Origin of the sequence: Pseudomonas pseudonitroreducens, from assembly GCF_021603645.1 — a bacterium.
Lineage (GTDB): Bacteria > Pseudomonadota > Gammaproteobacteria > Pseudomonadales > Pseudomonadaceae > Pseudomonas > Pseudomonas pseudonitroreducens.
The window spans coordinates 39,953-60,562 of the sequence record NZ_BQHJ01000016.1; the positions used below are offsets into that span (position 1 = coordinate 39,953).

At 66.8% G+C, this 20,610-nt stretch carries 17 protein-coding genes and 1 pseudogene; 7 read left to right on the forward strand and 11 right to left on the reverse strand.

Going from position 1 to position 20,610, the window contains the following annotated elements; genetic code table 11:
- Positions 1-210: 210 nt before the first annotated feature.
- The 4 genes from L6D89_RS29530 to L6D89_RS29545 form a co-directional block, all read right to left on the reverse strand.
- On the reverse strand, positions 211-1,257 hold the full coding sequence (locus tag L6D89_RS29530) for a threonine aldolase family protein (protein WP_236173740.1): 1,047 nt from the start codon (positions 1,255-1,257) through the stop codon (positions 211-213).
- A gap of 77 nt (positions 1,258-1,334) precedes the next feature.
- A complete protein-coding gene (locus tag L6D89_RS29535; protein ID WP_236202007.1) occupies positions 1,335-1,763 on the reverse strand; it encodes a hypothetical protein in 429 nt (142 codons plus the stop codon).
- A gap of 117 nt (positions 1,764-1,880) precedes the next feature.
- Positions 1,881-2,558 (reverse strand): hypothetical protein, encoded by a 678-nt coding sequence (locus L6D89_RS29540; RefSeq protein WP_236202008.1) that lies wholly within the window; start codon positions 2,556-2,558, stop codon positions 1,881-1,883.
- A gap of 68 nt (positions 2,559-2,626) precedes the next feature.
- Positions 2,627-3,151 (reverse strand): hypothetical protein, encoded by a 525-nt coding sequence (locus L6D89_RS29545; protein WP_236202009.1) that lies wholly within the window; start codon positions 3,149-3,151, stop codon positions 2,627-2,629.
- A 238-nt stretch (positions 3,152-3,389) separates the two neighbouring features.
- Here L6D89_RS29545 and glyA point away from each other — a divergent pair, with 238 nt between their 5' ends.
- The 7 genes from glyA (at position 3,390) to fdhA (ending at position 12,741) form a co-directional block, all read left to right on the forward strand.
- Positions 3,390-4,643 (forward strand): serine hydroxymethyltransferase, encoded by a 1,254-nt coding sequence (gene glyA / locus L6D89_RS29550; protein WP_236173735.1) that lies wholly within the window; start codon positions 3,390-3,392, stop codon positions 4,641-4,643.
- Positions 4,644-4,765: 122 nt separating this feature from the next.
- Positions 4,766-6,016, forward strand: a complete 1,251-nt coding sequence (locus tag L6D89_RS29555; RefSeq protein WP_045214067.1) for a sarcosine oxidase subunit beta — start codon at positions 4,766-4,768, stop codon at positions 6,014-6,016.
- Positions 6,017-6,147: 131 nt separating this feature from the next.
- Positions 6,148-6,483 carry a sarcosine oxidase subunit delta gene (locus L6D89_RS29560; RefSeq protein ID WP_236202010.1) on the forward strand — a complete coding sequence of 112 codons (336 nt, stop codon included), beginning with the start codon at positions 6,148-6,150 and terminating at the stop codon, positions 6,481-6,483.
- On the forward strand, positions 6,483-9,503 hold the full coding sequence (locus L6D89_RS29565) for a sarcosine oxidase subunit alpha (protein WP_236202011.1): 3,021 nt from the start codon (positions 6,483-6,485) through the stop codon (positions 9,501-9,503). Before L6D89_RS29560 ends, L6D89_RS29565 begins: the two co-directional genes overlap by 1 nt.
- Positions 9,504-9,621: 118 nt before the next feature.
- Positions 9,622-10,257 (forward strand): sarcosine oxidase subunit gamma, encoded by a 636-nt coding sequence (locus tag L6D89_RS29570; protein ID WP_037012695.1) that lies wholly within the window; start codon positions 9,622-9,624, stop codon positions 10,255-10,257.
- A 95-nt stretch (positions 10,258-10,352) separates the two neighbouring features.
- Positions 10,353-11,210 carry a formyltetrahydrofolate deformylase gene (locus tag L6D89_RS29575; RefSeq protein WP_236173728.1) on the forward strand — a complete coding sequence of 286 codons (858 nt, stop codon included), beginning with the start codon at positions 10,353-10,355 and terminating at the stop codon, positions 11,208-11,210.
- A gap of 331 nt (positions 11,211-11,541) precedes the next feature.
- On the forward strand, positions 11,542-12,741 hold the full coding sequence (gene fdhA / locus L6D89_RS29580; RefSeq protein ID WP_054909647.1) for a formaldehyde dehydrogenase, glutathione-independent: 1,200 nt from the start codon (positions 11,542-11,544) through the stop codon (positions 12,739-12,741).
- Positions 12,742-13,090: 349 nt separating this feature from the next.
- Here the strand turns inward: fdhA and L6D89_RS29585 are convergent, their stop codons facing one another.
- The 7 genes and pseudogenes from L6D89_RS29585 to L6D89_RS29610 all read right to left on the reverse strand — a co-directional run bounded on the left by L6D89_RS29585 (position 13,091) and on the right by L6D89_RS29610 (position 20,584).
- A complete protein-coding gene (locus L6D89_RS29585) occupies positions 13,091-13,486 on the reverse strand; it encodes a lysozyme inhibitor LprI family protein (protein WP_236202012.1) in 396 nt (131 codons plus the stop codon).
- A 210-nt stretch (positions 13,487-13,696) separates the two neighbouring features.
- Positions 13,697-14,809: a class II histone deacetylase gene (locus tag L6D89_RS29590; protein ID WP_236202013.1), complete on the reverse strand. Its 1,113-nt coding sequence runs from the start codon at positions 14,807-14,809 to the stop codon at positions 13,697-13,699.
- The gene (locus tag L6D89_RS29595; protein ID WP_236202014.1) at positions 14,806-16,197 is read right to left on the reverse strand and encodes a purine-cytosine permease family protein; all 1,392 of its coding nucleotides are present in this window, start codon (positions 16,195-16,197) and stop codon (positions 14,806-14,808) included. Before L6D89_RS29595 ends, L6D89_RS29590 begins: the two co-directional genes overlap by 4 nt.
- A 69-nt stretch (positions 16,198-16,266) precedes the next feature.
- Positions 16,267-17,313, reverse strand: a complete 1,047-nt coding sequence (locus L6D89_RS29600) for an ABC transporter substrate-binding protein (RefSeq protein ID WP_236202015.1) — start codon at positions 17,311-17,313, stop codon at positions 16,267-16,269.
- Positions 17,314-17,535: 222 nt separating this feature from the next.
- On the reverse strand, positions 17,536-18,918 hold the full coding sequence (locus L6D89_RS29605; protein WP_236173720.1) for an aspartate aminotransferase family protein: 1,383 nt from the start codon (positions 18,916-18,918) through the stop codon (positions 17,536-17,538).
- Between the two features lie 12 nt (positions 18,919-18,930).
- Positions 18,931-19,046, reverse strand: a pseudogene (locus tag L6D89_RS32890) (hypothetical protein); the annotation flags it as partial.
- Between the two features lie 44 nt (positions 19,047-19,090).
- On the reverse strand, positions 19,091-20,584 hold the full coding sequence (locus L6D89_RS29610; protein WP_236202016.1) for an aldehyde dehydrogenase: 1,494 nt from the start codon (positions 20,582-20,584) through the stop codon (positions 19,091-19,093).
- Between the last annotated feature and the right edge of the window lie 26 nt (positions 20,585-20,610).

Consider the following 20,610-nt stretch of genomic DNA (forward strand, 5'->3'; position numbering starts at 1 on the left):
CGCGAACATCCGTAGCCTCGCTTCACCCTGTGAAATCAGGCGGAAGAGGTTCGCGAGCAAGCTCGCTCCTACCATAAGGCGTGCGTCGCTCAAATATTGACCTGACCTGTGCAAGCCACGCCACCCGTGGCCTGCAATCATTCATCCACAGGTTGGCGACAGGTTGCCCGTGCAACCGTCCCCAGCGCCTGGGGACAACTCAGGCGCGTTTCAGCCGGCCGCCATGACCTTGCGAATGTCGGCAGCCAGTTCCTCGACCCGCTCGATCTCGGTATCCCACGAGCACATGAAGCGCGCGCCGCCGGCGCCGATGAAGGTGTAGAAGCGCCAGCCGAGCTGGCGCAAGGCTTCCAGCGCGGGTTCGGACATCTGCAGGAACACGCCGTTGGCTTCCACCGGGAACATCAGTTGCACCCCCGGCACATCGGCGACACGCTCGGCGAGCAGTTGTGCACAGCGGTTGGCATGGCTGGCGTAGTGCATCCAGGCATCGTCCTGCAGCACACCGACCCAGGGCGCGGCGAGGAAGCGCATCTTCGAGGCCAGTTGGCCAGCCTGCTTGCAGCGGTAGTCGAAGCCTTCGGCCAGCTCGCGGTTGAAGAACAGGATGGCCTCGCCCACTGCCATGCCGTTCTTGGTACCGCCGAAGCACAGCACCTCGACGCCGGCCTTCCAGGTCAGCTCGGCCGGCGTCGCGCCGAGGAAGGCGCAGGCGTTGGAGAAGCGCGCGCCGTCCATGTGCAGGTGCAGGCCCAGTTCGCGACAGGTGGCGCTGAGCGCCTGCAGCTCGTCCGGGCGGTAGACGGTGCCGACCTCGGTGGCCTGGGTGATGGTGACCACGCGCGGCTTGGGATAGTGGATGTCCTGGCGCTTCAGGGCGATCTCGCGGATCGCTTCCGGGGTCAGCTTGCCCTGGGCGTCTGTGCGCGCCAGCAGTAGCTTGGAGCCGTTGGAGAAGAACTCCGGCGCGCCGCACTCGTCGGTCTCGACGTGGGCGGTCTCGGCGCAGATCACGCTGTGGTAGCTCTGGCACAGCGCCGCCAGGGCCAGGGAGTTGGCGGCGGTGCCGTTGAAGGCGAAAAACACTTCGCAGTCGGTCTCGAACAGCTCGCGGAAGTAGTCGGAGGCACGGGCGGTCCACTGGTCGTCGCCATAGGCGCGTTCGTGGCCACGGTTGGCCTCGGCCATGGCTGCCCAGGCTTCGGGGCAGATGCCGGAATAGTTGTCGCTGGCGAACTGTTGGGTGTTGTCGGTCATGGGGCTGCCTCGGCACTGCGCATAAAGTCAGTCAGCAGCGTAGCGAAAACCCCGTCCCTCGTGCAGCCCGCCAAGGCCTACCGGCGTTGCTGCAGGTAAGCCGAGACGAACTGAGCGGGGTCCTGCGCCGTCGAGAGTGCCTGGTCGTAGCAGACCCGGCGCCCAACGCGCTCACCGGGGAGCATGACTTCGCCGCAGTCGCCGCGCAGCACCAGGGCAATCGGCTCCTCGCGCTGGGAATGCAGCTTGAACAGCGACTCGTCTAGCAGGCTCAGCCCATCCATCCGCTGAATGCGCATGTTCCAGGCGTGATCGACCCCGCCGACGCGCAGCAGATACATGTTGGCCCGGCGCGGCCCGATCTGCTCGAGCCAGACCTTGACCCCATCGGTACCGCTGTAAGCCTTGATTTCGTGGACCGGCTGCGCAGGCATCTGCACCGCGTGCGCGGAGAGCGACAGCAGTGCCGCCAGGAATAGCGGCAGGCCTCGTGCTTTGAAATTCATGGTCCTCCACCTCTTCCTGACGTTGGGTGATAAGCAACGCCGGAGATTTTCCTCAGATATAGGAGAGGTGGAGGATCAGAACTTTGGACGCCTAAATGTCAGATATCTCTCTATCTGTCACGGCAGCTTGGTCAGCGCCATCTGCTCGGAGATCGGCACGAACAGCTCGCGCAGGGACTGGGCGGTGCCGCCGTTGGGCTTGTCCGGCGAAGTCATGTTGAGCACGTAGCGGCCCTTGATCAGGCCGGTCAGGCTGGACTCGCCGGCCTTGTCGTCCGGGCCCGGCACGCTGATCGCCAGCGGGTCGCCCATGCGCGTGCTGTCGATCAGCGGCAGGTACTGCTCGCCGCCGAACTGCGCGGCGGTGCCGTTCTGCAGCGCGGCCTGGCGCGCCTGGTTGAGCAGCGAGACGTTCTTCGCGGTGGTGTCGCGCAGCTTGGCCTGGGCGGCCAGATACTGCTTGGCAGCCTCGCCCTGCTGGTCGGCGCCCGGCGCCGGCAGGCCGGTGTCGGTCAGGGTCACGACCAGGTGCTGGGTGCCGTCGGCCTTGCCATAGACGATGGTGGCGTCGTCGTAGCCGCACTCGCGGGACAGGTAGGGGTAGCCGTAGATGGCCTTGGTCGGCGGCAGGGCCTTTTCCAGTACATGGCCGGTGCAGCTGTCGCCGGCCGGCGTGGCTGCGGCGGTGCCGGCGGCTGCGGGCGCTTCGGCCTTGGCAGGTTTGCTGTCGTCACCACAGCCCTGCAGCGTCGCGGTGAGCAGCAGGGCGGAAAGCAGAGTCAGGGAGCGGTTCATGGCGTCCTCGCATATCGTGAGGGGCGCAGTTTAGTCCCTTGGCCGAGCGGTTCCTATCGGCAGCTGCATTACGCTGGATCGCAGCGCCAGCGACCGAGGGTCTTGTCGTAGATGGCGTCGACCACTGCCAGCCGGTCGCCGCGCGGCGCCAGGCAGAAGGTCCGCATGAACGTCGCCCGCGCGCCATCGCCGGCACTGTCGCGGCCGTTGAGCGTGACGTGGTACAGCCCGGGAACCAGCGATTGCGCGGGACGCGTTTGCTTGAAGCCGGGAATGGCCTGTCCGTAGGCGAAGCAGGTGTCGCTGCGCAGCGGCGCGCCGACTGTCGGGTCTTCGGCGCCCGCCGCCCACAACGTCTCGTAGGGGTCGCGATAGACCTCGATGTAACTCACGGCGACCTGCCGCTGGTCGACGTCCAGCAGGCGGTTGAAGAACATCCCGGGCGACTTGAACGCCTTGCCGCCGAAGCACAGGGTGTCGCCGCGTTGCCACACCTGTGCGTCGCCGTCGAACAACCGCGACATGCCCCAGGCCGATAGCGTCGAGATCAGCAGGGCAAGACACAGCGAAACGGATAGAAGGCAGCGATTCATCGCCTGGGCTCCACAGGCCACGCCGTCCTGGCGCGGGGATGTCGCATTCTGACCTGGGACAGGGGCCAATTCCACGCACCGGGTCGCTTCTGCGCCTGTCGCGGCATGTCGCAAACGCACCTAGCCGCGGCGTGCGTAGGCATCTGGTCCGGCAGGGCCAGTCATACCATCGCTGCCATGGGGGCCACTCGGCCCCGTACCGGCCATGGCGCTTCCGGGCGCCGCAGGGAGACCAGCGATGTTCAGCAAGCACGACCAGATCCAGGGCTATGACGACGAACTGCTCGCGGCGATGGATGCCGAGGAGGCCCGCCAGGAGGACCACCTCGAGCTGATCGCCTCGGAGAACTACACCAGCAAGCGCGTCATGCAGGCCCAGGGCAGCGGGCTGACCAACAAGTACGCCGAAGGCTATCCGGGCAAGCGCTACTACGGTGGCTGCGAGCATGTGGATAAGGTCGAGCAGCTGGCCATCGACCGCGCCAAGCAGCTGTTCGGCGCCGACTACGCCAACGTGCAGCCGCACTCCGGTTCCTCGGCCAACTCCGCCGTATACCTCGCGCTGATCAACGCCGGCGACACCATCCTGGGCATGAGCCTGGCCCACGGCGGCCACCTGACCCACGGCGCCAAGGTGTCGTCCTCCGGCAAGCTGTACAACGCGGTTCAGTACGGCCTCAACACCGACACCGGGCTGATCGACTACGACGAAGTCGAGCGCCTGGCCGTGGAGCACAAGCCGAAGATGATCGTCGCCGGCTTCTCCGCTTACTCCAAGACGCTGGATTTCCCGCGCTTCCGCGCCATCGCCGACAAGGTCGGGGCGCTGCTGTTCGTCGACATGGCCCACGTTGCCGGCCTGGTCGCCGCCGGCCTGTATCCGAACCCGCTGCCCTACGCCGACGTGGTCACCACCACCACCCACAAGACCCTGCGCGGCCCGCGCGGCGGCCTGATCCTGGCGAAATCCAACGAAGAGATCGAGAAGAAGCTCAACTCCGCCGTCTTCCCCGGCGCCCAGGGCGGCCCGCTGATGCACGTGATCGCCGCCAAGGCGGTGTGCTTCAAGGAGGCGCTGGAGCCAGGCTTCAAGGACTACCAGGCCCAGGTGATCAGGAACGCCCAGGCCATGGCCAAGGTATTCATCGAGCGCGGCTACGACGTGGTGTCCGGCGGCACCGACAACCACCTGATGCTGATCAGCCTGGTGAAGCAGGGTCTCACCGGCAAGGAAGCCGACGCCGCCCTCGGCCGCGTCGGCATCACGGTGAACAAGAACGCCGTGCCGAACGACCCGCAGAGCCCGTTCGTCACCTCCGGCATCCGCATCGGTACGCCGGCCGTCACCACCCGTGGCCTGAAGGAAGAGCAGTGCCGCGAGCTGGCCGGCTGGATCAGCGACGTGCTGGACCACCTGGGCGACGCCGACGTCGAGGCCAAGGTGGCGACCCAGGTCGCCGGGCTGTGCGCGGACTTCCCGGTCTACCGTTGAGATTCCCCAAGGCTCTTCTGTAGGAGCGAGCTCGCTCGCGAACAGCCCCGCTGCGAGGCCATTCGCGAGCAAGCTCGCTCCTGCAGGGGCGGCACGGCGACTAGAGATTTCAGGAGCACCCCATGCAACGCTACTCCGGCTTCGGCCTGTTCAAGCACTCCCTGAGCCACCACGAGAACTGGCAGCGCATGTGGCGCACGCCCACGCCCAAGCCGGTGTATGACGTGGTCATCGTCGGCGGCGGCGGGCACGGCCTGGCCACTGCCTACTACCTGGCCAAGGAGCACGGCATCACCAACGTCGCGGTGATCGAGAAGGGCTGGCTGGGCGGCGGCAACACCGCGCGCAACACCACCATCGTGCGTTCCAACTACCTGTGGGACGAGTCGGCGCTGCTCTATGAACACGCGATGAAGCTGTGGGAAGGCCTGTCCCAGGACCTGAACTACAACGTCATGTTCTCCCAGCGCGGGGTCTACAACCTCTGCCACACCCTGCAGGACATGCGCGACGGCGAACGCCGCGTCAGTGCCAACCGCCTCAACGGCGTGGACGGCGAGCTGCTCAACGCCCAGCAGGTAGCCGAAGAGATTCCCTACCTGAACTGCACCAAAAGCGCCCGCTACCCGGTCATGGGCTCCACCGTGCAACGTCGCGGCGGCGTCGCCCGTCACGACGCCGTGGCCTGGGGCTTCGCCCGTGCCGCCGACGCCCTGGGCGTGGACCTGATCCAGCAGACCGAAGTGATCGGCTTCCGCAAGCAGGATGGCGCGGTGATCGGCGTCGAGACCAATCGCGGCTTCATCGGCGCCAAGCGCGTCGGCGTGGTCACCGCCGGCAACTCCGGACACATGGCGATGCTCGCCGGCTTCCGCCTGCCGATCGAATCCCACCCGCTGCAGGCGCTGGTTTCCGAGCCGCTGAAACCGATCATCGACAGCGTGATCATGTCCAACGCCGTGCACGGCTACATCAGCCAGTCGGACAAGGGCGACCTGGTCATCGGCGCCGGCATCGACGGCTACAACGGCTACGGCCAGCGCGGCTCCTACCCGGTGATCGAGCACACCCTGCAGGCCATCGTCGAGATGTTCCCGGTGCTCTCCCGCGTGCGCATGAACCGCCAGTGGGGCGGCATCGTCGACACCACCCCGGACGCCTGCCCGATCATCGGCAAGACCCCGGTGAAGAACCTGTTCTTCAACTGCGGCTGGGGCACCGGCGGCTTCAAGGCCACCCCCGGCTCGGGCAACGTCTTCGCCGCCACCCTCGCCAAGGGCGAGCCGCACCCGCTGGCCGCGCCCTTCTCCATCGAACGCTTCCACACCGGCGCGCTGATCGACGAACACGGCGCTGCGGCCGTAGCTCATTGAACATTCGTCCGTAGGGCGACAACTGATGACCTTCTCCCCCTGGGAGAGGGTGCCCGAAGGGCGGGTGAGGGTGGCTCGGCGAAACGCCAACACCCCGCGCCACTCGGAAAGAAACTCGGGAGGCTACAAAAATGCTGAACATCTTCTGCCCCCATTGCGGCGAGCTGCGTTCCGAAGAGGAATTCCACGCCAAGGGCCAGGCGCACATCCCGCGCCCGCTCGACCCCGCCGCCTGCACCGATGCCGAGTGGGGCGACTACCTGTTCTTCCGCGACAACCCGCGCGGTATCCACCACGAACTGTGGGTGCACGCCGCCGGCTGCCGCCAGTACTTCAACGTCACCCGCCACACGGTGACCTACGAAATCCTCGAAACCTACAAGATCGGCGAAAAGCCCAGCGTCACCGCCGCCGATGCTGACACCGAAAAGCAAGCCGCCGTCCAGCCCGCCGTGGAGAAGGCCTAATGAGCCAGATCAATCGCCTGTCCCGTGGCGGTCGCATCGACCGCAACAAGCCACTGACCTTCAGCTTCAACGGCCAGAGCTACCAGGGCTTCGCCGGTGACACCCTGGCCGCTGCGCTGCTGGCCAACGGCGTCGACATCCTCGGTCGCAGCTTCAAGTACTCGCGCCCGCGCGGCATCGTCGCCGCCGGCGCCGAAGAGCCCAACGCCATCCTGCAGATCGGCTCGCGCGAATCCACCCAGGTGCCCAACGTGCGCGCCACCCAGCAGGCGCTGTACAGCGGGCTGGTAGCGACCGCCACCAACGGCTGGCCGAACGTGCAGAACGATCTCATGGGGATCTTCGGCAAGGTCGGCGGCAAGCTGATGCCGCCCGGCTTCTACTACAAGACCTTCATGTACCCGCAGTCCATGTGGCTGACCTACGAGAAGTACATCCGCAAGGCCGCGGGCCTTGGCCGCGCGCCCACCGAAGTGGACCCGGACAGCTACGACTGGATGAACCACCACGCCGACGTGCTGATCGTCGGCGCCGGCCCCGCCGGTATCGCCGCCGCCCTGGCCGCCTCGCGCAGCGGTGCGCGGGTGATCCTCGCCGACGAACAGGAAGAGTTCGGCGGCAGCCTGCTCGATACCCGCGAAACCCTCGACGGCAAGCCGGCCGAGGAATGGGTGGCCAAGGCCATCGCCGAGCTGGAAGGCAACCCGGACGTGATCCTGCTGCCGCGCGCCACGGTCAACGGCTACCACGACCACAACTTCCTCACCATCCATGAGCGCCGCACCGATCACATCGGCGAAACCGCTCCGCTGGGCCAGGTGCGCATGCGCGTGCACCGCGTGCGTGCCAACCGCGTGGTGCTCGCTGCCGGCGCCCACGAGCGCCCGCTGGTGTACGCGAACAACGACGTGCCGGGCAACATGCTCGCCGGCGCCGTCTCTACCTATGTGCGCCGCTATGGCGTGGCACCGGGCAAGAAACTGGTGCTGTCCACCAACAACGACTACGCCTACCGCGTCGCCCTGGACTGGCAGGAAGCCGGTCTGCAGGTGGTCGCCATCGCCGACGCCCGCCCCAATCCGCGCGGCGAATGGGTCGAGGAAGCGCGCAAGCGCGGCATGCGGGTCATCACCGGCAGCGCAGTGATCGAGGCACGCGGCTGCAAACGCGTGACCGGCGCCAAGGTGGCGTCCATCGACACCTTCCGCCACACCGTCAACGCGCCCGGCGAATGGCTGGACTGCGACCTGGTCGCCAGCTCCGGCGGCTACAGCCCGGTGGTGCACCTGGCCTCGCACCTGGGCGGCAAGCCGGAATGGCGCGAGGACATCCTCGCCTTCGTGCCCGGCCTGGCCTTCCAGAAGCGTATCTGTGCCGGCGCGGTGAACGGCGTGTTCCGCCTCGCCGATGCCCTGGCCGACGGCTACCAGGCCGGCAGCCAGGCGGCGGTCGACGGCGGCTTCAAGGCCGTCGACGGTGAACTGCCAGTGGTCGCCGAGCGCGCCGAGGACGCCACCCTCGCGCTGTTCCAGGTGCCCCACGAGAAATCCACGGCGCGCGCGCCCAAGCAGTTCGTCGACACCCAGAACGACGTCACCGCCGCCGCCATCGAACTGGCCTGCCGCGAGGGCTTCGAGTCCATCGAGCACGTCAAGCGCTACACCGCGCTGGGCTTCGGTACCGACCAGGGCAAGCTGGGCAACATCAACGGCCTGGCCATCGCCGCCCGCGCCCAGGGCAAGAGCATCGCCGACACCGGCACCACCATGTTCCGCCCCAACTACACCCCAGTGACCTTCGGCGCCGTCGCCGGCCGGCACTGCGGCCACCTGTTCGAGCCGGTGCGCTTCACCGCCCTGCACGCCTGGCACGTGAAGAATGGCGCCGAGTTCGAGGACGTCGGCCAGTGGAAGCGCCCCTGGTACTTCCCCAAGCGTGGCGAAGACATGCACGCCGCCGTGGCCCGCGAATGCCGCGCCGTGCGTGAGTCGGTCGGTCTGCTGGACGCCTCGACCCTGGGCAAGATCGACATCCAGGGCCCGGACGCTCGCGAGTTCCTCAACCGCGTCTACACCAACGCCTGGACCAAGCTGGACGTGGGCAAGGCCCGCTACGGCCTGATGTGCAAGGAAGACGGCATGGTCTTCGACGACGGCGTGACCGCGTGCCTGGCGGACAACCACTTCGTCATGACCACCACCACCGGCGGCGCGGCGCGCGTGCTGGAGTGGCTGGAGCTGTACCACCAGACCGAATGGCCGGAGCTGAAGGTGTACTTCACCTCGGTCACCGACCACTGGGCCACCCTGACCCTGTCCGGCCCCAACAGCCGCAAGCTGCTGGCCGAGGTCACCGACATCGATCTGGACAAGGACGCCTTCCCCTTCATGACCTGGAAGGAAGGCAAGGTCGCCGGCGTGCCGGCGCGGGTGTTCCGCATCTCCTTCACCGGCGAGCTGTCCTACGAGGTGAACATCCAGGCCAACTACGCCATGGGTGTGCTGGAGGCCATCATCGCCGCCGGCGCCAAGTACAACCTGACGCCGTACGGCACCGAGACCATGCACGTCCTGCGCGCCGAGAAGGGCTTCATCATCGTCGGCCAGGACACCGATGCCTCGGTCACCCCGGACGACCTCAACATGGGTTGGGCGGTCGGTCGTACCAAACCGTTCTCGTGGATCGGCTGGCGCGGCATGAACCGCGCCGACTGCCAGCGCGAAGACCGCAAGCAGCTGGTGGGCCTGAAGCCGACCAACCCGATGGACCTGCTGCCCGAGGGCGCGCAACTGCTGTTCACCCCGCAGCACAGCGTCCCGGCGACCATGGTCGGCCACGTCACCTCCAGCTACATGAGCAGCAGCCTGGGCTACAGCTTCGCCCTGGCGGTGGTGAAGGGCGGCATCAAGCGCCTGGGCGAGAAGGTCTATGCGCCGCTGGCGGATGGCCGGGTGATCGAGGCGGAAATCTGCAGCTCGGTGTTCTACGACCCGAAAGGCGAACGGCAGAACGTGGATTGATTGAAAGCAGCCTCAGGCGGCAAGCCACAAGCTGCAAGCAAAAGCCGATCCGCCCCCTCTTCCTTCAGGGAGAGGGTTGGGGAGAGGGAAAGCGCCAGAATCCCAAGGTGAACAGAACATGAGCAAAGCCAACCTCTACCAGCAACGCCCCGCCGACGGCATCCAGGCCGAATCGCCCCTGCACCACGCCGAGCTGGACAAGCTCGCCGCACGCAAGGTGGCCAACGCCGGCGTGACCCTGCGCGAGAAGAAATTCCTCGGCCACCTGACCCTGCGCGGCGACGCCCACGACCCGGCCTTCGCCGGCGGCGTGCACCAGGCCCTGGGCCTGGAGCTGCCGGTGGCCCTGGGCCTGGTGGCCAAGGGCGAAACCTCGCTGCAGTGGCTCGGCCCGGACGAGTGGCTGCTGATCGTCCCCGGCGGCGAGGAGTTCGCCGTCGAACAGCGTCTGCGCGAAGCACTGGGCGAAGAACTGCACTACTCGGTGATCAACGTCAGCGGCGGCCAGACCCTGCTGGAGCTCGAGGGCGCCAAGGTCCGCGAAGTGCTGATGAAGTCCACCGGCTACGACGTGCATCCGAGCAACTTCCCGGTGGGCAAGGCGGTGGGCACGAACTTCGCCAAGTCCCAGCTGGTGATCCGTCATACCGGCGAACACACCTGGGAACTGGTGGTGCGCCGCAGCTTCTCCGACTACATCTGGCTGTGGCTGCAGGACGCCTGCGCCGAGTACGGCCTGCAGGTAGCGGCGTAAGAAGCGCTTTTCCCCCTCTCCCCCTGGGAGAGGGCCGGGGTGAGGGAAACCCCACTCCAACCTCTGCACCCAGAGGAAAACTTCGGAGCCAGACCATGAGCCGCACCCCCGATACCTGGATCCTCACCGCCGACAGCCCGAGCCTGCTGGGCACGGTGGACGTGGTCACGCGCTACCTGTTCGAACAGCGCTGCTACGTCACCGAGCACCACTCCTTCGACGACCGCCTGGCCCAGCGCTTCTTCATCCGCATCGAATTCCGCGCCGGCGACGGCTTCGACGAAGCGGCCTTCCGCGCCGGCCTCGCCGATCGCGTCTCGCCGTTCCAGATGAATGTCGAGCTGACCCCGCCAGGCTATCGCAGCAAGGTGGTGATCATGGTCTCCAAGGCCGACCACTGCCTGAACGACCTGCTCTACCGCCAGCGCATCGGCCAGTTGCCGATGGACGTGGCGGCGGTGGTCTCCAACCACCCGGACCTGGAGCCGCTGGCGCGTTGGCATGGCATCCCCTACCACCACTTCGCCCTCGACCCTAACGACAAGGGCGCGCAGGAGGCGAAGGTCTGGCAGGTGATCGAAGACACCGGCGCCGAACTGGTGATCCTCGCGCGCTATATGCAGGTGCTCTCTCCCGAGCTGTGCCGGCGCCTGGACGGCTGGGCGATCAACATCCACCACTCGCTGCTGCCCGGCTTCAAGGGTGCCAAGCCTTATCACCAGGCTTACCAGAAGGGCGTGAAGCTGGTCGGCGCCACCGCCCACTACATCAACAACGACCTCGACGAGGGGCCGATCATCGCCCAGGGCGTCGAGCCCGTGGACCACTCCCACTACCCCGAGGACCTGATCGCCAAGGGCCGCGACGTGGAGTGCCTGACCCTCGCGAAAGCCGTGGGCTACCACATCGAAAAACGCGTCTTCCTGAACGCCAACCGGACAGTGGTGCTGTAACCGCGGCACTCCCGTAGGGCGCATAACGCCACCGGCGTTATCCGCCATGACGCCTGCAACGGCGGATGGATGGAGCTCATCCGCCCTACGCTTCTGGAGCCACCGGTGAAGCCGGTGACCAGCCAGCGTACCGAACAAGCCCCCTCTCCCTATGGGAGAGGGTTGGGGGAGAGGGGCTCTCAGGCCCACTTCCACGCACCGAGCAACACCGACAGCCCAGCCGGCTGCCAGCAGTACCTACCGGCCCTGTCGCGCAACACACGACATCCCAGTGCAGAACCGCGCGCCGCAAGGCCCGCCTTTGTACCCACAAACACAATGAGGAATGCGTATGTCTGGCAATCGTGGTGTGGTTTATCTCGGCCCGGGAAAGGTCGAGGTCCAGAACATCCCCTATCCGAAGATGCAGGACCCGCAGGGCAAGCAGATCGACCACGGGGTGATCCTGCGCGTGGTCTCCACCAACATCTGCGGCTCCGACCAGCACATGGTCCGCGGCCGCACCACCGCGCCGGAAGGCCTGGTGCTGGGCCACGAGATCACCGGTGAAGTCGTCGAGATCGGCCGTGGCGTGGAAACCATGAAGATCGGCGACCTGGTCTCGGTGCCGTTCAACGTCGCCTGCGGCCACTGCCGAACCTGCAAGGAGCAGCACACCGGCGTCTGCCTGACGGTCAACCCGGCCCGTGCCGGCGGTGCCTACGGCTACGTCGACATGGGCGGCTGGGTCGGCGGCCAGGCGGAATACGTACTGGTGCCCTACGCCGACTTCAACCTGCTGAAACTGCCCAACCGCGACGCGGCGATGGAGAAGATCCGCGACCTGACCTGCCTCTCCGACATCCTGCCCACCGGCTACCACGGCGCGGTGACTGCCGGCGTCGGTCCGGGCAGCACCGTCTACATCGCCGGTGCCGGTCCGGTCGGCCTGGCCGCTGCTGCGTCGGCGCGCCTGCTGGGCGCCGCCGTGGTGATCGTCGGTGACGTCAACCCGACCCGCCTGGCCCACGCCAAGGCCCAGGGCTTCGAGATCGCCGACCTGTCCAAGGACACTCCGCTGCACGAGCAGATCGCCGATCTGCTGGGCGAGCCGGAAGTGGACTGCGCAGTCGACGCGGTGGGCTTCGAGGCCCGCGGCCATGGCCATTCGGGCTCGCAGCACGAGGCTCCGGCGACCGTGCTGAACTCGCTGATGGGCGTGGTTCGGGTTGCCGGCAAGATCGGTATTCCGGGCCTGTACGTCACCGAGGATCCGGGCGCGGTGGACGACGCGGCCAAGCACGGTGCGCTGAGCATTCGCTTCGGCCTGGGCTGGGCCAAGTCGCACAGCTTCCACACCGGCCAGACCCCGGTGATGAAGTACAACCGCCAGCTGATGCAGGCGATCATGTGGGATCGCATCAAGATCGCCGACATCGTCGGGGTGGAAGTCATCACCCTGGACGACGCACCCAAGGGCTATGGCGAGTTCGATGCCGGCGTGCCGAAGAAATTCGTCATCGACCCGCACAACCTGTTCCGCGCCGCCTGACGGCGCACCTGCTCCCGGCCGTGCTCCCCAGCGCGGCCGTCTCTCCGGGGAGCCGCAAGGCTCCCTTTTTTTTGTGCCTCGCTCCCTCGCAGCAGCGGACTCCGTCCGCGATGGCGAGCCTCGGCACCACGTCGAATGAATCGCGGTGGGCCTGATCTGTAGGAGCGAGCTTGCTCGCGAACCCGCCCAACGCCGACGCAACCGGGAAATCTGTTCGCGAGCAAGCTCGCTCCCACAACAGCCGGGCCCGCAAGGCCCTCGTAGGATGGGTGGAGCGCAGCGATACCCATGCTGGCGGTGCCGAGAATTGATGGGTATCGCTTCGCTCCACGCCATCCTACAAAGCAGTTCAGCGCTTCGGAGCGGGACAGTTGAAGTCGCCTTCCTGGCAGTCGGACAGCGTCTGCAGTTCCTTGATGCGGTTATCGGTCATGGCCTTCAGGCAATTGCTGTAGGCCATCGGATAACCGGAGCCGCCTTCGACGCTGGACGTCTCGAACTTGCAGCTCAGGTCGCGGTAGTTCAGCCAGGCTTTCTGCGCGGCGGTCAGGGCCTTCTTCTGCCCGGCATCCAGGCGCTGGCGGTACTGTCCGTAGAGGTCGTTGAGGCGTTTGTCGCTGGCTTTGTAAGCGGAGCCGATGCAGGCGTTGATATCCGCCTGGGTCTGGGCGTCGGCGCAGTCGGCAGCGGCCTGGGCGAAGGAGGAGAAGGCCAGCAGGCCGAGGGGAAGGAGCAGCAACTTCATGGGGACGCGATCCGTTGTTTTGGATGGAATCCCCACTCTAGCCGCTCGGGCAGGAAAACGTTGTAGGACGCGGGCCCAGGTTCGACCAGGACCGGCGGCGGATAACGCCTGGGGCGTTATTTGCCCTACGTGGGGCCGAACCCCTGGCGTAGGGCGAATAACCGCTAGCGGTTATCCGCCGTTACGTCGCCAGGCCCCATGCCAGCAACATCAGCCCAGCAGCTTCGCCGCCATCCGCTCCAGCGCCTGGCGCTGGAAGGCGCGGAAGTCCGCGTCCGGCTGCTGGCCTTCGAGCATCGGCAGGAAGGGATCGACCACTTCGGTGCGCACGCCAACCATTTCCTCGATCACTGCATGACCGCAGAACGGCACATAGGCTTCCGCGTAGCCGCCTTCGTGCACCACGACCAGCTTGCCATCGCACAGGCGCTCGGCAGCGTCACGCACCGCAGCGGTCATGAAGCGGAAGGTTTCGCTGTGGGCGAGCATCCGCGCCAGCGGGTCCACGCCGTTGGCGTCGAAGCCACTGGCGACCACGATCAGCTCGGGCTGGAAGCGTTCCAGCGCCGGCACGATGAGGGTTTCCATGGCCACGCGATAGGCGTCGTCACCGCTGCCCGGATAGAGCGGCACGTTGAGGTTGTAGCCCTTGCCCGCACCTTCGCCAATATCGTCCACCGCACCAGTCCCCGTGGGGTAGCAGTCGGCCTGGTGGATCGACAGGGTCAGCACGTCGTCACGGCCGTAGAAGATCGCCTCGGTGCCGTTGCCGTGGTGCACGTCCCAGTCGAGCACCGCCACGCGCTGGATGCCGTGGCGCGCCTTGGCCGTCTCCACCGCCACGGCGATGTTCGCCAGGTAGCAGAAGCCCATGCCGCGATCGGGCAGGCAGTGGTGACCCGGCGGGCGGGACAGCGCGTAGGCGTTGTCCAACTCACCGCGCAGCACCGCATCCACCGCAGCGATGGTCAGGCCGGCGGATTGCCGGGCGATGTCATAGGTGCCATGGCTGACCATGGTCTCCTCGCCCATGTCGCCGTGGCCAACTTCGCTGTAGGCCTTGAAGCGCTCCAGGTAGCTCGCCGGGTGCACGCGCAGCAGGTCTTCCTCGCTGGCCAGCGGCGCGCTGGATAGGTGCAGCTGGCTGCTCAGGCCGGAAACGTCCATCAGGCTTTTCAGCCGGCGCTTGCTCTCCGGCGATTCGGCGTGGCCGCCGCCCACCGGCGGCTGCAACCAGCCACCGACGGGAAGGATCAGCGCGTGCAGCCCGGTTGCGTGCCAGAAGCAGCGCTCGTCGAAGAAGAACCCGGTACGACGGCTCATGCGCGGGCCGCCTCGAGGGCGCGTTGGCGCTTGCGGCTGAACAGCCAGTAGACCGGCGAGACCACGCCCAGGCCGACGACCCAGGAGATGTCCGCACCGTTCATGGCTTGTGCGGCAGCGCCGGTGTAGAGCGCGGTGGACATGAACGGAACCTGCACCAGGATGCCGAGGATGTAGCAGTTCACCGCGGTCCAGTTGAAGGTGCCGTAGATGCCGCCGTCACGACGGAAGAACGACAGCACGTCGTACTCGCCGTGGGCGATCAGGTAGTAGTCGACCAGGTTGATCGCACTCCAGGGCACCAGCACGTAGAGCAGCAGCAGGATGAAGTTGGTGTAGTTGGCCATGAAGTTGTCCTGGCCGAGCAGGGCGATGGTCAGCGAGCCGCCGAACAGCGCCAGGGCAATCACCGCGCGCCAGCCGGCCTTGGCCGACCAGGCCGGGATCAGCGTCTGGCCGACAGTGATGGCCGAGAGCGTGCCGCAATACAGGTTCATCGAGTTGGTGGCGGCGATGCCGATGGAGAACACTGCGACCATCACGGCGCTGAAGCCGCCGGTCATCTCGATCAGGCCGGCGATGACGTCGCCCTCGCCTACCGACAGGCCGACCAGCACGCCCAGCAGCATCGGCAGGATCGAGCCCAGGCAGCAGCCCCAGTAGCTGGACCAGAACGCGGTGCGCGAACCGGTACCCTGCGGCATGTAGCGCGAGTAGTCGGAAACGTAGGGCGCATACGCTAATTGCCACAGCGCGGCGATGGACAGCGCGCCGAGGAAGCCGGGGATGTTGTTCTCGTTGCGCTGCAGCAGGTCCGTCGGCAGGCCGTGGACGAACACCAGCCAGACGAAGCTGACCAGCAATACCGCGCCGGACAGCCAGGACATCACGCGGGTGTAGCCGTGGATCAGGCGGTAGCCGAACACCGTGGCGATCACGCTGATCGCGCCCACCAGCAGGATGCCGGTGTTGGTGCCGATCACCTCGAAGCGTGCATGCAGCGCCTGGCCGCCGAGCACCAGGTTGGAGGCGAAGAAGCCCAGGTACATGATCACCACCAGGGCGACCACCAGCAGCGAGCCAAAGGAGCCGAACTGGCCGCGGGTCTGCACCATCTGCGGCACGCCCAGCTGCGGGCCCTGGGCCGAGTGCAGGGCCATGAACACGCCGCCCACCAGGTTGCCCAGCACCAGCGCCAGCACGGCGGCGAAGAACGGCAGCTTGAACACGGTGACCGCCAGGGCGCCGGTGACCACGGTCAGCAGCATGATGTTGCTGCCGAACCAGATGGTGAAGAGGTCGCGGGCGCGGCCGTGTCGTTCGTGCGCGGCGATGGGCTGGATGGTGCTCAGCTCCAGCGTCGTCGCCTGGTTTTGCGTCGTTGTCATTGTGTTTCTCACGCGTCGTTGGCAAGGCAGGCCCGGCGCAAGCGCCGGGCGCGGATCAGGAAAGGCAAATCAGCGAGCGGCCCAGGCGTTGAAGCGCTGTTCCAGCTCTTCGCCGTGGTCGACCCAGAAGGCCGCGTCCACCGAGCGGGCGCCTTCGAGGTTGGCCGGCGCGGTGGGCAGCGCGTCGCGCACGTCCGCCGGCAACAGGTCCAGCGTGCCCTTGTGCACCGGGCCGTAGGGGATGTTTTCGGAGAAGGTCTTCTGGGTTTGCGGCTGGCTGGCGAAGGCGATGAACTTCTCGGCCAGCGCCTTGTTCGGCGTGCCTTTCACCACGGCCCAGTATTCCGGGTCATACAGGCTGCCCGGCCAGACGATGCCGAGCTTCACGCCTTCCTTCTGCGCGGCGGCAATGCGGCCGTTGTAGGCGGCACTCATCACCACGTCACCGGCGGCCAGCCACTGCGGCGGTTGCGCACCGGCTTCCCACCACTGGATGTTGCCCTTGAGCTGGTCGAGCTTGGCGAAGGCGCGGTCGACGCCCTCTTTCGTGCCGAGCACCTTGTAGAGGTCTTCCTGTTTCACACCATCGGCCAGCAGGGCGATCTCCAGGGTGTACTTGGCGCCCTTGCGCAGACCGCGCTTGCCCGGGTATTCGGCGGTGTTCCAGAAGTCGGCCCAGGATTGCGGGGCCTTGGCGACCTTGGCGCCGTTGTAGGCCATGACCATGGACCAGACGTAGGTGGCCACGCCGCACTCGCTGAGGGTGCCGGGGACGAAGTTCTTCTCGTCGCCGATGGCCGCCGGGTCGATGCGTTCGAACAGGCCTTCCTCGCAGCCGCGCAGCAGCTCGGGGCTTTCCACCTCGACCACGTCCCAGGTGACCTTGCCGACGTCGACCATGGCCTTCACCTTGGCCATCTCGCCGTTGTATTCGCCGGCGACGATCTTGCCGGCGCCGCTGGCCTCGAAGGGCTTGAAGTAGGCCTGCTCCTGGGCCGCCTTGGTGGCGCCGCCGAAGGAGATGACGGTGATGCTTTGGGACTGGGCCTGAACGCTGCCGACAGCAGCGGCAAGGGCACAGGTGATGGAGATGCGCGTGAGCAAGGACACTTTCATGGAACGACTCCCACAGCCGGATTGGCGTTGTTGTGTTGCTGGGCAGTACCCCCGGCCAGAAGCCGGGCAAAAGGGTTCCATCGCGCGGGCGTCTTTGCGCTCGCGGCGTTGTTGGTATTGGGCTGAACCGTAGGGCGCATAACCTGGAACAGGTTATCCGCCCGCTCCTTTGGCGGCGGATAACGCTGGCGCGCTATGCGCCCTACAGGTGGCTCCGGCGGCTTACAGCACGCCGATTTCCTGGGCCGTGCGATCCACCGCGCGGCGGGTCTTGTCGACCAGCTCGTCGATCTCGGCACGGCCGGCGACCAGCGCCGGGGCCATGATCATGCGGCCGAGGGTGGAACGGATGATCACGCCTTCCTCGAAGCCGATGGTGCGGCAGCGCCAGGCGATGTCGTTCTCGTTGTCGAAGCGCTTGCGGGTGGCCTTGTCCTCGACGAACTGCAGCGCGGCGACGAAGCCGGTGCCCTGGATGTCGCCCACCAGCGGGTGATTGCCGAAGACTTCGCGCAGGCACTGCTGCAGGTACGGGCCGGTGTCGTTCTTCACCGCATTCACCCAGCCCTCGTCACGCAGTGCGCGCAGGTTGGCAACGGCGACGGCGGCGGCCACCGGGTGCCCGGAGTAGGTCAGGCCGTGGGCGAACACGCCGCCCTCTTCCACCAGCGCCTGGGCGATGCGCTTGCTCAGCACCAGGCCGCCCATGGGGATGTAGCCGGAGGTCAGGCCCTTGGCGATGGACAGGGTATCGGGCTGGAAGCCGAAGTGCTGGTGGGCGAACCACTCGCCGGTACGGCCGAAGCCGCCGATCACTTCGTCGGCGCACAGCAGCACGTCGTACTGGCGGCAGATGCGCTGGATTTCCGGCCAGTAGCTTTCCGGCGGGAAGATCATGCCGCCGGCGCCCTGGAACGGCTCGGCGATGAAGCCGGCGACGTTGTCGGCGCCCAGCTCGAGAATCTTCTCTTCCAGCTGCAGCGCGCAGCGACGGCCGAACTCGGCCGGGGTCAGGTCACCGCCGGCAGCGAAGAAGTAGGGTTCGTCGATGTGCGCGATGTCCGGGATCAGGCCGCCCATCTCGTGCATGAACTTCATGCCACCCAGCGCGGTGGCCGCCAGGGTGGAGCCGTGGTAGCCGTTCCAGCGGCCGATCATGATCTTCTTCTGCGGCTTGCCTTCGATCTGCCAGAAGCGGCGCACGGTGCGGATCAGCACCTCGTTGGCCTCGGAGCCGGAGTTGGTGTAGATCGCGTGGCTGTAGTGGTCGGGCAGCAGGCTGAAGAGCGTCTCGGAGAGTTCGATCACCGCCGGGTGGGTGGTGTGGAAGAACATGTTGTAGTACGGCAGCTCGTCCAGCTGGGCGGTGGCGGCGGCGGTCAGGTCCTTGCGGCCGTAGCCCAGGTTGGTGCACCACAGGCCGGACATGCCGTCGATGTACTTGTTGCCGTCGTTGTCCCAGAGGTGCAGGCCTTCGCCACGCACCATCACGCGCGGGCCCTCGGCGTTCAGCGCCTTCTGGTCGAGGAAGGCATGGATGTGGTGGGCCGCATCGGCTTTCTGGTATTCACGGGTGTCGCGCGGGGCGCGGGTGTTGTCGGTCATCGACTTTCTCCTCTATCCCTCGGCGGTGCTCCGGCAGCCGGCCTGAGGGGTCTTCAGGGGATCGAGGGCGACGGACTTACCTGGGCAGTCTCACCGGCCGTCTCGAGCGGTTCGGTTGGGAATTCGGGTGTTACTCAGGCGCCGGGCTCGAACCCGGCGGCCTGCCTTGTGTTCAGTCGCGCAGCTGGAACCAGGTGGTCTTCAGCTGGGTGTACTTGTCGAACGAGTGCAGCGAGAGGTCGCGACCGAAGCCGGACTGCTTGCCGCCACCGAACGGAATCGCCGGGTCCAGCGCGTCCACGGTGTTCACCGACACGGTGCCGGCGTTCAGCTTGCGGGCTACGCGGTGGGCGCGGTGCAGGTCGTCGCTCCACAGGGAGGCGGCGAGGCCGTAGATGCTGTCGTTGGCCAGACGCACGGCTTCCTCTTCGCTATCGAAGGGGATGACTGCAAGCACCGGGCCGAACACTTCGTCGCGGGCCAGGGACTGCTCCGGGCGCACGCCAGTGAAGATGGTCGGTTCGATGAAGTTGTCCGAGCCGTTGAAGCTCAGCTGGCGACCACCGCAGGCGAGCTGCGCGCCGTCGCTCTGGGCGCGGTCGATGCAGGCCATGATGCCGGCGGTCTGCTTGTTGTCGACGATGGAGCCGGCGCGGCTGGCCGGGTCCAGCGGGTCGCCCGGCGTCCAGTCGCGGGCCTTGGCGATCAGGCGCTCGACGAACTCGTCGTGGATCGAGCGCTCGACCAGCAGGCGCGAGTTGGCCGAGCAGACTTCGCCCTGGTTGAAGAAGATGCCGAAGGCGGCTTTTTCAGCGGCGAGGTCGAGGTCGCGGCAGTCGGCGAACACCAGGTTCGGGCTCTTGCCGCCGCACTCCAGCCAGACCTGCTTGAGGTTGGACTGCGCGGAATACTGCATGAAGTACTTGCCGACCTGGGTCGAGCCGGTGAACACCAGGGCGTCCACATCCGGGTGCAGGCCCAGCGCCTTGCCGGCGGTTTCGCCCAGGCCCGGCACGACGTTCAGCACGCCTTCCGGGATGCCGGCTTCGAGCGCCAGCTCGGCCAGGCGCAGGGCGGAGAACGGCGACTGCTCGGCGGGCTTGAGCACCACGGAGTTGCCGGCGGCCAGCGCGGGCGCCAGCTTCCAGGCGGCCATGTCGAGCGGGAAGTTCCACGGCACCACGGCGCCGATCACGCCCAGCGGCGTGCGGGTGATGGTGGCCAGGGCATTCTGCGCGGTCGGGGCGACCTGGTCGTAGAGCTTGTCGAGGCTTTCGGCGTACCAGGAGAACACGCCAGCGGCGCCGGGCACGTCGATGTTCCAGGCGTCCATCACCGGCTTGCCCATGTTCAGGGTGTCGAGCAGGGCCAGTTCGTCGCGGTTGGCCATCATCAGCTCGGCGAGCTTCTGCAGCACGGCCTTGCGCTCACGCGGCGCCATGCGCGCCCAGGGGCCGGTTTCGAAGGCGTGGCGGGCGACACGCACGGCGGCGTCGATCTCGGCCACGCCACAGGCGGCGACATTGGCCAGCAGGCGATTGGTCGCCGGGTCGATGGCCGCGAAGGTCGCGCCATCCTGCGCGGCCACGCGGCGGCCGCCGATCAGCGCGCTGTCGATGAAGGTCTGCCGGGCAGCACGCTGCCGCCAATCGTTGAGCTCGTACACCAGGGCACTCCGTAGGGGATCGTTGT